Raw genomic sequence first — 16,206 nt, forward strand, 5'->3', positions numbered from 1 at the left:
ATTGAACCAATTCTGTTTGCAGACTTATCAGCAGATTGACCCTGAAATGAAATATCAGCGAGGTCTCTTGGCCGCATTGAGAGCTAACCCCAATAATCTCACTGTAAAGCGGCTCAATAGACGAGAATGCTATTTGCAACAGCAGCCTGTCATTGCTGCCATCTATTACTTTAAACAGCGATTACATCGCTTACTCATGCGCAAACATCGTACCGCAAAGCAGTGTACGCGTTTAATACCTCTCTTTCTTAAACTTGTTGCCAGTCTGAAGGCAAGTCCTTTTGACTCACTAAAGACTCTAGGTAAAACATTATATCAATGTCGGGAAGAAGTGGTTAGAATGTGGCGCTTTACTAAAAACGACGGCATTACGGAAGGCTTTCATCGTAAAATGAAATTGATTCAACGTCGTGCTTATGGATTTAGAAATTTTGAAAATTACAGATTAAGAGTTAAGGTTCTGTGTTCTTGATTAGTGCCCCCGGAAATGGGGATGAGCCGATTGTAACTTATTGATTAAACTCGGGTTCTTATGGTGGCCAGAGGCAGAATCGAACTGCCGACACGAGGATTTTCAGTCCTCTGCTCTACCGACTGAGCTATCTGGCCCCGAGGCTTGATATTAGACTCCGAGATGCGTTTTGAGTCAAGTGTTGATTGCTGTTTTTTTTAAAAAAAGTTGATTATTTTATATTTTATTAAAAAATCACACTGCAATTTTCTATTTTTTGTTCAAAAAGTAACTATTTTATCATTCGATATCACGAGGAGCGATTCTATTTTATCTGATAACAAAAGCAGGAATCATTCCAATTTGTGAGTGATAATAATTCCTTAAGCTACATTGAGTATAATTTGACCTGTATTTTGGGCTTTTAGGAGTATCACATGCCTTTGCAACAAACACGTAAATTATTGAAGAAATATGGTAAATCTTTAAACGATGGCACCATTTCAGATCAAACTCTAGATCTACTGCTTCAACCAGATACTTTTAAACGCTCACCAGGAACAGCCTATGTTGATCCCAATAAACCAGTTACTGATACAAATCATACGCAAATGGATGCCATCAAAGATTTTGTCGAAACAGTTGGCGAAGAATTAAGCCCTGAAGTTTTGCATACTTTAACTGATCGTATCATTCAAAGAGCGCCAGATAGAGGTGAAAACACCTTTATGCGTAACTCAACATTAGAAAAGGCGCTTCTTGCTTATGAAATGGCCCTATATCCAGACTTAGCTGAAAGCCACTTTAATTCAGAACGCATAAAAACTACATTTCCTCGAGAAACTGATATTGCTAATCTCAAAACGGTTATATTGCGTCCCCTGGTAGATTTCTTCTCATCTACCTCTCCTCTGGCTCTTTATAAAAATGCACTACAAAAATTGAAGGAGCAGTTGCAACAAGAGACTTTGGATGCTCAAACTCGTAACCATGCGCAGAAAGTCGTTAGGCACATTGAAGCATTAAAAGCTGAAGGTAAAGAATCAATTGTCGATTTAACAAAAATTTTAAAGAATACTGATTCATTATTGAAAAATGAGATGCCTGTTAAGGATTACCAAATAGAGGCCAAAACCGTACAAGGAAAGCCTTCTATGGGTATGAAAATTCTTGGTGGTTTGATGTTTGCGTTAGGATTAGCAGTTGTTGCTGTAGGTATCACTTTGGCTGCTAGTGGTATCGGTGTAGTTGCGGGTGCTGCAACTGCGGCTGTTGGTTTAGGTGTTTTAGCTGCGGGGATAGGCGTCTTTGCGAAAGGGAAGCAATCTGGTTTATCCAAAGCTATGGATGAACTTGCGCTAACTACAGCTAACAGCACCATATAACTATAATCACCACACGTTAATTTCCATATTGAATTCGGCATAGAAGATTTTCTATGCCGTTCAAATATTATACAAATATTCTAATTACACTAAAAAACTTGTTTTGTTTTTTATATTTAGTACTATTCTTGGATAATTTGTAGTTCTGGTTGCAGTAAAGTAGTTCAAGGATTTATTAAAACTCAATAAAATTCATTTTATAATTGCAATTTGCAGACTATTGGCAAAACCTACAGTGTATCGTTTATCTATGCTTAATGTGATCAATCTTGATTTTGATTATCAGGATCAGCTTTTGTTAAATAATGTATCTTTTCATTTGCCGAAAGGCGGATTGCTTCATCTACGCGGGGCAAATGGGGCAGGTAAAACGACTTTATTAAAATTAATCGCGGGTTTATATCGTCCTCAGAGTGGTGAAATTCAATTTTTTGGACAAAACATAGATAAAGATCGGGCTGCATATCAGCAGCAATTGTGTTTTGTTGGTCATAAGACAGGCATTAATCCTAATTTAACTTTGAGAGAAAATTGCTATTTCGATCTTCATACTTCCTCTACTAATTTACCCCAAAAAATTGAAGAAATAGATGAGCTGGTGACGATTTTTAAACTGGGACATTATCTGGATTTTCCATGTGGTCTATTATCGGCAGGACAACGCAGGCAAGTAGGCTTGCTGCGTTTATGGATGTCCGGTGCCAAATTATGGCTTCTAGATGAACCTTTAGTTGCGTTGGACGAAAGAGCGATTGAAGTAATTATGTCTAAAATAGAGGCTCATCGAAAGCAAGGTGGGGCAGTTTTGTTAACGTCACATCAGAAATTATCTCTCAATCGCTCTGATTATCAGGAGTATTGCTTATGAGTTTCACTTGTTCCTTGTTTTTAAGCCAATGCAGGCGTGAATTATTGATTCAAGTACGCCAACCGCGTTTTTTAGTGAACTCTTGTTTGTTTTTCTTAATCTTTCTTTTTATGTTTCCTCTTACGTTAAAACCAGAAGTAGCATTATTGCGTACCATAGCTCCCGGTTTAGTTTGGATGGCAATTCTCTTATCAATATTGCTTTCAGCAGAACGTTTATTTCAACAGGATTATGAGCATGGCATTATTGAGCAATGGCTCGTTTCAGGTTATTCGTTACCATTGCTTGTTAGTGCTAAAGTAATTGCGCATTGGTTTTTTCATTTATTGCCACTGCTTATTTTATGCCCCGTAGTTGCTGTCTTGTTTTCTTTGAGCGTATGGGAGACATGGGTATTAGCGTTGACTATTATCTGCGGGACTCCAGCTTTATTGTTTCTTTGCGCCTTGGTTGCTGCTTTTGGAGTGGGTAATCAAAAAGGTGTTTTAATGGCATTGATTTTATTACCGCTCACCTTACCTTTATTGATTTTTGCAAGCGGAACTTTGAGTATAGCAATGCAAGATCTGCCCATCAGTGCTTATTTGGCTTTATTGCTAGCGATGTCTGTGATTGCAATTGGATTTTTACCTTATGCAATTGCTGGGATAATGCGTATTAGTTATGCTGAATAATTTACTCATCTTGTTTTGAGAAAATCAGGATACATGATAAAATCTGGTTTTTTTGATTTCAATTATTCCTATGTGGAAATTTTTATACCAGTTAGCATCGCCAAAATTCTTTTATACATTTTCTGGACGTATTACGCCACGTTTAGCAGTGAGTTCAGTAGTGATACTCGTTGTAGGCATAGTCTGGGGATTAGCATTTGCTCCACCTGATTACCAGCAAGGGGATGCCTTTCGTATTATATATGTCCATGTTCCTACTGCGTTTTTATCCATGGCACTTTATATGTGGATGGGTTTTTTAGCAGTATTGCTTTTAATTTGGCGTATTAAAATAGCAGGCCTTCTCATTCACATTGTCGCTCAAGTTGGTCTTTGTATGGCTTTTTTAGCTTTAGCGACGGGTAGTATTTGGGGACGGCCCATGTGGGGGACTTGGTGGGTATGGGACGCACGTTTAACGTCCGAATTGGCGCTTTTTTTACTCTATGCTGCAATTTTGGCTACATATCAGTCTGCAAAAAATAAAGAAGATGGGGATAAAATTATTGCTATCTTGACCTTAGTCGGTATTATTGACTTGCCAATAATTCACTACTCCGTTTATTGGTGGAATACCTTGCATCAAGGATCTACATTATCCATTTTTGCTAAACCCAAGATTGATAGCAGTATGTTGTATCCTTTATTGTTGACCCTGGCTGGTTTTTTCCTCTATTGCATATGGATTATTTTAGAGAAAGCACGTCAAGAGTTATTGTTTCGAGAAAAAAGACAATCCTGGGTCAAAATTCAATTTGAGGGAGAAATATAAGTGAATCAATTTTTAGAATGGATCACTATGGGTGGGTACTCCATCTATGTTTGGTCAGCTTATGGCTTAGTTAGTGTGGTAATAGTCATGAATTTATTAGGGATGAAATGGAAAAGAAAACAAACACGTCAAAAATTACAACAATGGTTTAAGCGATAGACATGGTTTCAGCACGCAGACGTAAGTTAATCATTTTATTTTTCACTTTGGGCATTATTTCTATAGCTGCTGCATTAGTTTTATATGCCCTAAGACAAAATATCAGTTTATTTTATACACCTACTCAGGCTATCACTGGCGAAGCCCCACAACATCATTCAATTCGCATAGGTGGCATGGTAGAGAAAGGATCAATTATCCGTGCCCAGCAAGGCTTAGAAGTGCAATTTAAGATTACAGATTTTGATAAAACAATTATTGTATCTTACACGGGAATTCTTCCCGATCTATTTAGAGAAGGGCAAGGCATAGTGGCTGAAGGGCAACTCATTGATAATCAAAATTTCCGCGCTACAAAAGTACTGGCAAAACATGATGCTAATTACATGCCGCCTGAAGTAAAGGCTGCTTTATCGAAAAAGGTGTCTTCATGATTGCAGAATTAGGATTGTTTTCGTTAATTTTGGCTTTGATTGCCTCCATCATGTTGGCTGTGATTCCTTTAGCTGGGGTGCAATTGAATCGTAACGACTGGATGAATGCCGCCAGGGTATATGCAGTTTGTCAGTTTTTCTTTATTGCCCTGTCATATTTGATGCTTACCCTGTGTTTTTTGCAGGATGATTTTTCAGTGATTTATGTGGTGAGTAATTCAAGTATTTCCTTACCCTGGTTTTATAAACTTTGTGCCGTGTGGGGTGGGCATGAAGGATCTATGCTCTTGTGGGTTTTAATTCTTGGTTTCTGGACTTTGTTGGTTGCTTTTTTCAGTTCTGGTCTTGATAGGGAGATGCGTACACGGGTTTTAGTAGTTTTAGGCTGGTTGAGTATTGGATTTATTCTTTTTTTATTGATCACATCCAATCCTTTTTTACGTCAATTTCAAGTTTTAAATACACAAGGACGTGATTTGAACCCATTGTTACAAGATCCCGGATTTTTATTTCATCCCCCTATGTTGTATATGGGGTATGTTGGTTTTTCTGTGGCCTTTGCATTTGCAATTGCTGCGCTTTGGGCTGGTAAAGTAGAGTCAAGTTGGTCAAAATGGACAAGGCCTTGGACACTGGCTGCATGGTGTTGTTTAACAGCTGGAATTACATTAGGAAGCTGGTGGGCTTATCGCGAGTTAGGCTGGGGAGGATGGTGGTTTTGGGATCCTGTTGAAAATGCTTCATTTATGCCTTGGTTAGTAGGTACAGCTTTATTACATTCTCTAGCGGTAACAGAACAACGGCAACAATTTAAAGCATGGACTATGTTACTTGCTATTGCTGCCTTTTCTTTAAGTCTAATTGGTACTTTTCTAGTTCGCTCAGGTGTTCTAACTTCGGTGCATGCCTTTGCTGTTGATCCTCAACGTGGATTATATATTTTAGGGTTTTTACTCTTTGTTATTGGCGGCTCGTTGGTATTATTTCTTTTTAGAGCACAAACATTACATTCAGAAAATAATCCAAGTCCATTTTCTCGGGAAAGTGCTTTATTATTAAATAATGTTTTTTTAGTGGTTATTATGCTTACTGTTTTAATGGGCACAGTTTATCCACTTCTTATAGAGGGTTTAGGATTAGGTAAATTATCTGTAGGGGCTCCTTATTTTAATTCTGTATTTGTTCCTTTGATGGTTCCAATGTTGTTATTAATGGGCGTTGGTATTCATTTAAAATGGAATAAAGATAATTGGCGGGTAGTATTAAAAAAATTTTTGGGAACGGCCGCGCTGAGTTTATTGATTCCTTTTGTTTTATTAATGGGCACCAAGAAATTTGATGCTTCTGCTTATATGGGATTGTGTTTGTCTTTTTGGGTGATTTTAAGTACGGCTCAGGCAGCATATAAACGAGTCACTGAACGGGGTTTAAGCCATGTGGGACAAGCATACTGGGGTATGGTTTTGGCTCATTTGGGCGTTGCTGCTACAGTAATTGGTATTGCCGTTTCTACTGCTTATGGAGTAGAAGATGATGTGCAGATGGCGCCAGGAAAAAAAGTATATTTGCTTGGTTACTCTATAGAGTTTATGCACCAAGAGCCGCTTATTGGCCCAAATTACAAAGGCACTAGGGCTCAATTTAAAATAAGCAATAATGGCAAAGCGAGAGTTATTTATCCTGAAAAAAGACTTTATACTGTAGGTCAAATGGCTATGACAGAATCTGCAATTGATGTGACGCCATTTAGGGATATTTATGTGGCTTTGGGAGAACCTTTATCCAATGACTCATGGTCTGTACGACTTTATTATAAACCTTTTATCCGTTGGATTTGGTTTGGTGGTTTTATGATTTTAGCTGGTGGTTTTCTTGCCCTGACCGATAAACGCTATTATCAACGACGTCGTTCGGTAGTTGTAGGCGTTGAGGAGCTTAGCGTATGATAACAAGATATTGGAAAGTGATTCCTATTTTTCTTTTTTTATTGCTGAGTGTTTTTCTTTGGCGAGGTTTATCACTTAATCCCCACGAATTGCCTTCTACTCAACTCGGTAAATCCTTACCTGACTTCCGTTTACCTCAATTGCAAAATCCGAAGTCTTTCTTTAGTTCCAGCCAACTTCGCGATCAAGTAGTTTTGTTAAATGTATGGGCTAGTTGGTGTGCGGCTTGTATAGATGAGCAAGTATTTATGTTGCAATTAGCTCGTCAAGGAATACCCATTTATGGTTTAAATTACAAAGATACGACAACTGCTGCACTGCAATGGTTGTCACAATGGGGGAATCCTTATAAGCAGGTTTTTCAAGATAGAAAAGGAAAAGTTGCTATTGATTTAGGTGTTTATGGAGCACCTGAAACATTTGTGATTGATAAAAACGGAGTTATTCGTTATCGCCATGCCGGTGTTATAAACCAGGAAGTTTGGTCAAAAGAAATTGCTCCCTTAATGAAACAACTGGAATTGTCTTGATGAATAAACTTCTTGCGACACTTATTTTTGGAAGCATCTTTCTTTTTTTAGGTTCATATGCTTGGGCAAACAGTAGTTATCCTTTTGATTCAGAAAAAAAAGAAGTTCAATTTAAACATCTTTTAAAAGATTTACGTTGCTTGGTTTGTCAAAATCAAGACTTGGCAGACTCCAATGCAGAGTTAGCTAAAGATTTACGTGATCAAGTTTACCAAATGGTTAGAGAGGGTAAAAGCGATAGTGAAATCAGTGATTATCTGACGGCACGCTATGGTGATTTTATTTTATTTAAACCACCTGTGAAATCAATTACTCTCTTATTATGGTTCGGTCCTTTTTTATTTTTATTCCTGGGGTTCATTATTTTTTGGCGAACTTGCCTGGTGACTCGCAAAAATAAGCAAACGTCGTAACTTGATTGTGAGCAAATATGCTTCGCTTACCCAAGGTATTATAAAGTGAGTTATTATGAATGAGTGGTGGTTACTGAGTTTACTGTGCGGACTAACTGTACTAGCAAATATTTTTATGATTTATCCCTTGAGACGTCGCTTGCTTGCTAGTTATTTACTGGTTCCAATTGTTTTTCTAGCTGCGTTTTCAGGTTATTTTTATTGGGGGAGTTTTGGTTCATGGCAACAATATGTGCATCTCCTTGATTCGCAAAAAAAAGCGAATGAAGTTCTTAAGAGCATTAAGGGCCCTCAAGAGTTGATTGAGAAATTACGTGCAAAATTAGATGATAATCCTAAAAGTGCTAAGGGTTGGTATCTTTTAGGGCGATTATACAGTAGTCAAAATGAAAAACAAAATGCGGTAGATGCTTTTGCAAAAGCGTATCAGTTTGAATCAACAAATGAACAGTTTGCAGTGAATTATGCCCATAGTTTATGGGTACTCAATAATTATCAATTTACTGAACAAACTACAGAAATCTTTAATCGGCTGTTAAAGCTCAATCCAAATCAACCAGATGCATTATCTATGCTTGCCATGGATGCATTCACAAGTCATGCGTACGAAGATGCAATAGATTATTGGCAGCGTTTGTTAAAAATAGTGCCCACACAATCGGAAGAGGCCCAGGCAATTCGAAAGGCGATTGCTAAAGCAGAAGAACACATTCGATTAAAAAATAAAAATATCGATTGATGCTATGGGGTCAACACACTTAAATAAGAAAATAAAAGTTGAACCATGTACTCTCGTTACGTCTCCATTTATAATGCAATAAGTTTTAAATCTGCTAGTCTTTAAATAGTATAAGAATTTTAAGGAGAAAACGATGTATAAGAGGGTATTGTTTGCTACTGACTTTGATGAGGTTGGTATTATAGCCGCACATAAGGCAAAAAAAATCGCTGATGAAAATGGGGCCGATTTAATACTTGTCCATGTCGTAGAGCCCATTCCTGCTTATGCTTACCCTGGATTTGCTGGATTTGCTGAAGTTGAAATGTCTATCCGGGAGCAAGCTGAAAAAGAACTTAATGAATTAGGCGAAAAACTAGGGGTAGATGCAAAACATAGATTCATCGAATTTGGTTCTACCAAAAATGAAATACTACGGGTAGCACAAGAGAGAAATATTGACTTGATAGTTACAGGTAGTCATGGAAAACACGGATTGTCTTTACTATTAGGATCGACAGCAAACTCTATTTTGCATGGAGCTGAGTGTGATGTACTAATTGTTAGATCTATTCTTCCAGAGAAACAAACACAAACTCATTAATTAGTTATTATTTGAACTAAGGGTTTCTTAAGCAGGGAGATCCTTAGTTTCATTAGGTTATCATTCATTCTCAATGGAAGTTTACCCCTCATTGTATTTCTCAAGAGACTAGAAAACCGGTATACTACTTAATTCCGGTTTATATGATGAATCTACTTATGAAATTGTTGCGTGGTGTTCAACATTTTTCTGCTTTTAATAAAGGCGTAGTAGCTACTATTGGTAATTTTGATGGAGTGCACTTAGGTCATCAAAGTCTTATCAGAACTTTAAGAGCTAAAGCAAATCATTTAAAGTTGCCTTTGGTTCTCATCTTGTTTGAACCACAACCCAGGGAATTCTTCCAGAAAGAGAAAGCACCAGCAAGACTTTCAAGTTTAAGAGAGAAACTAGAGGCATTACGCTGTTGTCAGGTTGATTATATTTATTGCTTTAAGTTTAATAATGACCTGGCACAAACATCCGCAGAAGATTTTGCTCGGGATTATTTGTTTTCTATGCTCAATGTGAAACATCTTCTAGTAGGTGAAGATTTTCGTTTTGGTAAAAATAGAGAAGGAGACATTAGTCTCCTCAAGGAACTCAGTCAAGAATATGCCTGCGATGTCTCAATTTATTCTAATTTTTGTATTAATGAAGACCGAATTAGTTCAACAAGGATTAGGAGCGCTTTACAAAAAGGTGATTTAAATACAGCGGCAAAATATCTTGGCAGAATTTACAATATTTGTGGACGTATATTGCATGGGGATGGTCGTGGACGTCAGTGGGGTATTCCTACGGCAAATCTTGCTCTTAATCGCTATTCCCTGCCTTTACAAGGGGTATTTGTTGTTCAAGTTCGTATTGCATCTAAAACGGTGTATGGGGTAGCAAATGTGGGACGTCGTCCTACAGTAGATGGTAGTAAAAATATTCTGGAAGTTCATTTGTTTGATTTTGATCAATCAATCTATGGGGAGTTAATGCAAGTGTTTTTCTTGCACAAATTACGGGATGAGGTTAAATTCAATTCAGTGGATGCTTTGCTTGCGCAGATTAATGAGGATATTAAAGCGGCTAAAGCATATCTTAGGACTTATAACCATTCACCACAAAATTTTAGTGAGCGGTCAGCTGTTCCATAATTCCAGATAAATAATTATTATAAAATTAACGATTTCGCAGAGTGAGCTCTTATGGCAGAATATAAAGATACATTAAATCTTCCTAATACTTCATTTCCAATGAAAGCTAGCTTGGCAACTCGAGAGCCAGAAGTTTTAGCTGATTGGACAGCAAAGAAAGTATATGAAAAAATTCGTAATGCTCGAATAGGAAATAAAAAATTTATTTTACACGATGGACCTCCTTATGCGAACGGCCATTTGCATTGCGGCCATGCGTTAAATAAAATTCTTAAAGATATCATTGTTAAATCGAAATCATTAAGTGGATATGATGCGCCATTTGTTCCTGGCTGGGACTGTCATGGTTTGCCTATAGAACTGAATGTAGAAAAAAAAATAGGTCGAGTTGGAGATAAAGTATCTGCTCGAGATTTTCGAGCAAAATGCCGAGAATATGCTGCAAGCCAAATTGATATTCAACGTGATGAGTTTCAACGACTTGGGGTTTTTGGTGATTGGTATAATCCGTATGTTACTATGGATTTCCGTTACGAAGCTAATATAGTCCGTGCTTTAGGTTTGATGATCAAAAATGGACATTTACAGCAGGGCTTCAAGCCAGTACATTGGTGTATTGATTGTGGTTCAGCGTTGGCTGAAGCTGAAGTTGATTATGATGAGAAAGTTTCACCATCCATAGATGTTTCTTTTTTTGCTGTAAATCCAGAAGAATTTATTCATTCCTTCCAGCTAAAAGTAGAAGTGAAACCCGTTAGCCTCCCAATTTGGACAACTACTCCCTGGACTTTACCTGCTAACGAAGCGGTGTGTTTGCATCCAGCAATTGATTATTCCTTGGTAGATGGTGGCGAGTTTTATTTTATTCTTGCATCAGATTTAGTTGAATCAGCGATGGAACGATATGACATAGCTCACTACACCATACTTGGATCTGCAAAAGGAAGTGTTTTTGAGCATTTAAAATTAAATCACCCACTTTACGAGCGTATCGTTCCTGTAGTTTTAGGTGAGCATGTTACTACTGAATCAGGTACCGGAAGTGTGCACACTGCACCTGCTCATGGCCCTGATGATTACTTGGTTGGTAAAGCCTACAATTTGCCTTTAGTAAATCCAGTTCAAACAAATGGCTGTTTTGCGGATGATGTTGCGTTATTTGCCGGACTTCATGTGCTAAAGGCTAATGAAAGTATTTTATCGGCTTTAGCAGATAAGGGTGTGCTTTTAGCGAAGGAGAGTATTAAGCACAGTTACCCTCATTGTTGGAGGCATAAATCCCCGATGATTTTTCTTGCCACTCCGCAATGGTTTATTTCTATGGATAAAAATAAATTAAGGCAAAACATCATCAGAGAAATTGATAAGGTCAACTGGGTACCTGATTGGGGTAAAGCTCGCATTAACAATATGGTTGAAAATAGACCTGACTGGTGTATTTCAAGACAGAGGGCATGGGGGACCCCTATGCCTTTATTTGTACATCACAAAACACGCGAGTTACATCCTAATACGCTTGAGTTGATTGAACAAGTAGCTTTACTTATTGAAAAATCAGGAATTGATGTTTGGTTTGAATTGGATGCTAAAGAATTATTGGGTAATGATGCTGAGTTTTACGAAAAGATCAATGATACTATGGATGTATGGTTCGATTCGGGTGTCACTCATTTCTGTGTATTACAGCAAAATAAAGATTTGTCATTTCCTGCAGATATTTATTTTGAGGGTTCTGATCAACATAGGGGGTGGTTTAATTCTTCATTAACTACTTCGGTAGCGATGTATGATGTGGCACCTTATAAGACTGTATTAACGCACGGATATACTGTCGATGCAGAAGGAAAGAAATTATCGAAATCCAAAGGGAACTATGTAGCTTTAGATCAGCTTGTTAATCAATATGGAGCTGATATATTACGTTTATGGGTCGCATCTACGGATTATCGTCATGAAGTAAGTATTTCTGATGAAATTATTAAGCGTAATGCAGATGCTTATAGGCGTATTCGTAATACCGCCCGCTTCTTATTAGCTAATTTATTCGATTTTGATCCTACTAAAGATTGTGTAGAAGCCAACGACCTTTTGGAGCTCGATAAATGGGCTTTAAAACGTTGCCAGCTGCTTCAAGAGGAAATTATTGAGGCTTATGAGAATTACCAATTTCATATTATTTACCAAAAGATTCATAATTTTTGCGCGGTTGACATGGGGAGCTTTTATCTTGATTTGATTAAAGACAGGCAATATACCTCCGCTAAACACAGTAGAGCCAGGCGCTCTTGTCAAACTGCAATGTATCATATGATCAGAGCATTTACTCTTTGGCTCGCACCGATACTGTCTTTTACTGCCGAAGAAATTGGGCGCTATATTCCTGGATACGAACAGGACTCGATCTTTACCGAGCTTTGGTATACTGCATGGCCTATAGTTGACTCAGTTAATATGGAAGATTGGGATGAGTTGCATTTAATCCGTGATGAAGTGAATAAAGCTTTAGAGGCAACACGCCAAAAGGGTGAAATTGGTTCCGCATTAGCGGCAGAAGTTACTTTATATGCAGATAATAAAGCCTTACCTAAATTAACCCGTTTGGGTGAAGAGTTACGTTTTTTATTAATCACCTCGGAAGCAAAAGTACATCCTATGCATGTAGCTCCTACCGGATTAGCGACTACAGAATGTGGCATTTCAATTGCTGTTAGAGCAAGTCAGTATGAAAAATGTGCACGTTGTTGGCATCGGCGTTCTGATGTAGGACAAAATGACCAGCATCCTGAATTGTGTTTACGCTGCGTAGGAAACATTCAGGGCCAAGAGGAAATGAGGCAGTTTATATGAAAAAGTGGTATTGGTTTATGCTGAGCTTAGCTGTGATCGTTTGTGATCAGTTAAGTAAATATTTAGTTGGCATATTTTTAACTCCTTATCACCCATTGCCTGTTTTTCCAATGTTTAATCTTACTTTGGCTTATAATACTGGCGCTGCTTTTAGTTTTTTAAGTGGGGCAGGGGATTGGCATAGATGGTTTTTTGCGGCCTTTAGCTTTATTGTAAGTATTATTCTTGCTGTTTGGTTATATAAGGGTGAAAATCAAACTTGTTTGCTTTCAACAGGCATTAGCCTTATTTTGGGGGGGGCTATTGGTAATTTATTTGATAGGGCACTTCATGGATATGTAATTGATTTTATTGATCTTTATTATAAGAATCATCATTTCGCTACTTTTAACATAGCAGATAGTGCCATTTGCCTTGGCGCCGGATTTTTTGTTTTGGATGTGTTCATCAATAAAAAGTAATTGAATTAAAATAAGATCGCAGCATAATACCTATCCCTATCTGGAATACAAGATAGGGATAAAACCAAACGCCAAAGCAATTGACTTGATGATTTCGTCATTTTCGCGAAAGCGGAAATTCATTTCTATTGCGAATTTCCTACATCAATGGCGATGGGATTCAGCTTTGAGAAATTACGTTTAATTCATTGATATTGTTTGTATTGGTTCCAGTTCTCGAGCTTGTTTTTCGATAATATCCAATTGCTTATGGCTCGCTGTCTTTAACAACCTAAATGAAAAACTTCCTGTTTGTATCTTGCTTTTTATTGCCATGGCCGCAGGCACAATCCCTAAAGTTGCAATTCCCACTATCAGTTTGGCAAAGATATCTTTCCATCCGCGATGTTTTTCTAATACAGGTCTTGCTTCCTGAATGGCATTAGCACAGAGCTCATTGAATATTTTATAGTTTTTTCGTGTAACATATTCAGCCTTAAAGTATTCCAGGCTTGCTGTAGATAATTGGGTATGCAGCTTAGAAGCTGCTTTGGCTGCCCGGGGCTGATTATTATGTTTAAAGGCTTTAACTTTACTCTTAATTTCATGCAAAAGGCTCAAAAACTGAGTTTTAGCATCAAGGCTTATTATCAATGAATCAGGTTCAAATTCTTTTTTACGTTTTTCCAAATCATTCATAACCAGGGTGAGCCGTACATCAAATTGCTCTTTAGCACAAGCAGGATATTTTTCGGGAGCAGAATCGATTTTACTTACCATAGCTCTGAAAATATCTTGATAGTGATAGCCTACACCACCAATGGTAATGACTGTATCTTGCTCTATAGCCGCTTCAATATGAGCACGATCATAAAATAGATGAATAACTGTCCCTTCGAGCATTGCACTAGAGCTATTAAGAAATTTTTCACATAAAGAATCTAAAGTTTCATTTTTTACTTCATTAAACTCTTTATCAAACTCAATTTTCAACGCGGAGCAAAGATGACTGAAACCTCCTTTTACCTGGCTACGCATACTTTGAGGAGTATATCCGGGAACATAAAGTAATTTATCTGATTTATCAGCTTTTTTTACATTATCAATTGTTTCAACAATATGCTCAAATTTTTCAGAAACTGAGATTGCTTTTGAAATATCATCTTCAATTTTTTCAGCAATACCTGCGGCAATTTTAATATTTTCTACTATTCGAGTAGTATTTTTATCATAATTTGCTTTTTGAGCCTCGTATTGCTCTGGCCCAAATTTCTGCTCATTATTGGTCATAAGCTTAATAGCAATTAAACCATCATTAAAGCCGTGATAAATAGCATCTTTAAGAGCAATCATACCGCTTGAATTACGAAATATTTTGCTCTGATCTGTTGGTTCATTAGTAAATAAATACTCGATAACCTCTGGAGTAAGAAGATTAGCTATTCTTTCGTTTAAAAGCATAAGCCGGTTTAATGCACTATTGCCGTAAAAAGACTGATTATGAAATTCGTTGTCACAAATTTCTTTAATTTGAGCAATATTATGGGCGATTTCTTGAGTTAGATTCTTAGATTCTTTGTGACCAAAGTAAGATAATAATTCTGTAATTGTCATCATTTAACCTTCATGTTATTGGATTACTCAATATTATGACGGCATAACATTATGGTGGTATTAGAATGCTATTACTTGTTTTTATAGGTTATAACCAATGGTTTGATTTTGAACAATAATCAAAATTGTCCTAGTATTAACTTAAGTCTTATGATAAATGGTATTTAACAGTAATGAATATTACCGACCTGCAATCCTTTCTAGCGGTTGTAGAACTTCATTCCATCTCGCTAGCATCCAAAAAGCTACATATCACTCAACCTGCTTTAAGTAAAAGGATTAAAAAGCTTGAGTCAGAATGGAATGCTCAACTTTTTATATCTTCTGGATTAAGAACCGAGCTGACGGAAAAGGGCAAGCAATTATTACCATATATTCGACAAATGATTCATCTTAATACTGAATTACTCAAAAATACAGGCAAGAATATTAATCAGCCACAATTACTAATGAATCTTGGTACCAACGTATATGTCGCAAAAACTATTGTTCCTCCTATGATAATTTATATGAATTCTCTAGGCTTAAATTATTTTATCAACACTAATCTTACAGCAGATAAAGATGTAGTTCATAGTTTAAAGGAAGGTGGTAATGATCTTATTATTTCTCCATTTGTGAATAATAATCCTGACACTAAATCCATTCGCTTGTGGAGTGAAAAACTTATATTTGTAGTTGGGCCCTCACACCCATTGGCTAAGATTAAAGAAGAGTTATCTTTAGCTGAGTTAGCAGAGTTTGATGCAATACTTATGGAAAAAAACTTTATGATTCGTAAAATTATCGATAAAGAATTTGAAAAACAAAAACTGACAATGAAAATAAGATCTGAAGCTAACCTTATTTATAATAATATTGCTCTTGTAGAACATGGTATAGGCTGGTGTATTATCTTTGAAAGATTGTTGAATCCTAATCTTATTCCATTAAAAATAGTAAATTATACACCCACAATTGATTTTTATTGTCACTTTTTAAAAAAGCGCGCGGATGAACGTCTGATTCGGATTTTTATTGATAATTTAATAAATTGGGTTAATACATCAAGTGAGTTAAGTATTTTTACTTCTGATAATTAATGAAAATAAGATCCTAAATATCCAATAAAATATTAAGGCGAGTTGACAATACATCCTTAATGCCATTATACAAATTTTTGTAACTTACAATGCCGCGAACAAG

17 protein-coding genes and 1 tRNA gene are annotated in these 16,206 nt (G+C 36.8%); 16 read left to right on the forward strand and 2 right to left on the reverse strand.

Translation table 11 applies throughout. The features are described 5' to 3' along the window. The coding region (locus tag EKG34_RS16505) for a transposase (protein WP_165391554.1) at positions 1-472 on the forward strand (472 nt) is incomplete at its 5' end. Between the two features lie 61 nt (positions 473-533). On the opposite strand, the gene EKG34_RS16510 is transcribed toward EKG34_RS16505, so the two are convergent. Next, a tRNA-Phe gene (locus EKG34_RS16510) sits at positions 534-609 on the reverse strand. A 279-nt stretch (positions 610-888) separates the two neighbouring features. Between EKG34_RS16510 and EKG34_RS16515 the strand changes: the two genes are divergently transcribed. The 14 genes from EKG34_RS16515 to lspA all read left to right on the forward strand — a co-directional run bounded on the left by EKG34_RS16515 (position 889) and on the right by lspA (position 13,428). Further along, the gene (locus EKG34_RS16515; RefSeq protein WP_003636814.1) at positions 889-1,836 is read left to right on the forward strand and encodes a hypothetical protein; all 948 of its coding nucleotides are present in this window, start codon (positions 889-891) and stop codon (positions 1,834-1,836) included. Positions 1,837-2,086: 250 nt separating this feature from the next. Continuing rightward, a complete protein-coding gene (ccmA, locus tag EKG34_RS16520; protein ID WP_012979218.1) occupies positions 2,087-2,704 on the forward strand; it encodes a cytochrome c biogenesis heme-transporting ATPase CcmA in 618 nt (205 codons plus the stop codon). Continuing rightward, on the forward strand, positions 2,701-3,378 hold the full coding sequence (gene ccmB, locus EKG34_RS16525) for a heme exporter protein CcmB (protein ID WP_003636816.1): 678 nt from the start codon (positions 2,701-2,703) through the stop codon (positions 3,376-3,378). Before ccmA ends, ccmB begins: the two co-directional genes overlap by 4 nt. A gap of 70 nt (positions 3,379-3,448) precedes the next feature. Next, positions 3,449-4,189, forward strand: coding sequence for a heme ABC transporter permease CcmC (gene ccmC, locus EKG34_RS16530; protein WP_003636817.1), 741 nt, complete (start codon positions 3,449-3,451; stop codon positions 4,187-4,189). Next, positions 4,190-4,348, forward strand: coding sequence for a heme exporter protein CcmD (gene ccmD, locus EKG34_RS16535; RefSeq protein WP_003636818.1), 159 nt, complete (start codon positions 4,190-4,192; stop codon positions 4,346-4,348). A 2-nt stretch (positions 4,349-4,350) separates the two neighbouring features. After that, complete coding sequence (gene ccmE, locus EKG34_RS16540) at positions 4,351-4,782, forward strand: cytochrome c maturation protein CcmE (protein WP_003636819.1); 432 nt, start codon at positions 4,351-4,353, stop codon at positions 4,780-4,782. Beyond that, positions 4,779-6,728 (forward strand): heme lyase CcmF/NrfE family subunit, encoded by a 1,950-nt coding sequence (locus EKG34_RS16545; protein ID WP_012979217.1) that lies wholly within the window; start codon positions 4,779-4,781, stop codon positions 6,726-6,728. The genes ccmE and EKG34_RS16545 overlap by 4 nt, the downstream gene beginning before the upstream one ends. Next, positions 6,725-7,258, forward strand: a complete 534-nt coding sequence (locus EKG34_RS16550; protein ID WP_003636821.1) for a DsbE family thiol:disulfide interchange protein — start codon at positions 6,725-6,727, stop codon at positions 7,256-7,258. The genes EKG34_RS16545 and EKG34_RS16550 overlap by 4 nt, the downstream gene beginning before the upstream one ends. Further along, on the forward strand, positions 7,258-7,671 hold the full coding sequence (locus EKG34_RS16555; protein ID WP_003636822.1) for a cytochrome c-type biogenesis protein: 414 nt from the start codon (positions 7,258-7,260) through the stop codon (positions 7,669-7,671). The genes EKG34_RS16550 and EKG34_RS16555 overlap by 1 nt, the downstream gene beginning before the upstream one ends. 55 nt (positions 7,672-7,726) lie before the next feature. Beyond that, positions 7,727-8,410, forward strand: coding sequence for a tetratricopeptide repeat protein (locus EKG34_RS16560; protein WP_012979216.1), 684 nt, complete (start codon positions 7,727-7,729; stop codon positions 8,408-8,410). Positions 8,411-8,543: 133 nt separating this feature from the next. Further along, entirely contained in the window at positions 8,544-8,993 is a 450-nt protein-coding gene (locus tag EKG34_RS16565; protein ID WP_003636826.1) for a universal stress protein, read from the forward strand. Positions 8,994-9,151: 158 nt separating this feature from the next. Then, positions 9,152-10,120: a bifunctional riboflavin kinase/FAD synthetase gene (ribF, locus tag EKG34_RS16570; RefSeq protein WP_003636827.1), complete on the forward strand. Its 969-nt coding sequence runs from the start codon at positions 9,152-9,154 to the stop codon at positions 10,118-10,120. Positions 10,121-10,171: 51 nt separating this feature from the next. Beyond that, positions 10,172-12,967, forward strand: coding sequence for an isoleucine--tRNA ligase (ileS, locus tag EKG34_RS16575; RefSeq protein ID WP_003636828.1), 2,796 nt, complete (start codon positions 10,172-10,174; stop codon positions 12,965-12,967). Beyond that, a complete protein-coding gene (lspA, locus tag EKG34_RS16580) occupies positions 12,964-13,428 on the forward strand; it encodes a signal peptidase II (protein ID WP_003636829.1) in 465 nt (154 codons plus the stop codon). Before ileS ends, lspA begins: the two co-directional genes overlap by 4 nt. Before the next feature lie 180 nt (positions 13,429-13,608). Here lspA and EKG34_RS16585 read toward each other — a convergent pair whose 3' ends face one another. Then, positions 13,609-15,024 carry a hypothetical protein gene (locus EKG34_RS16585; protein ID WP_012979215.1) on the reverse strand — a complete coding sequence of 472 codons (1,416 nt, stop codon included), beginning with the start codon at positions 15,022-15,024 and terminating at the stop codon, positions 13,609-13,611. Positions 15,025-15,194: 170 nt separating this feature from the next. Between EKG34_RS16585 and EKG34_RS16590 the strand changes: the two genes are divergently transcribed. Then, positions 15,195-16,103: a LysR family transcriptional regulator gene (locus EKG34_RS16590; protein WP_003636831.1), complete on the forward strand. Its 909-nt coding sequence runs from the start codon at positions 15,195-15,197 to the stop codon at positions 16,101-16,103. Positions 16,104-16,206: the final 103 nt, after the last annotated feature.

Origin of the sequence: Legionella longbeachae (assembly GCF_004283175.1) — a bacterium.
Classification (GTDB): Bacteria; Pseudomonadota; Gammaproteobacteria; order Legionellales; family Legionellaceae; genus Legionella; species Legionella longbeachae.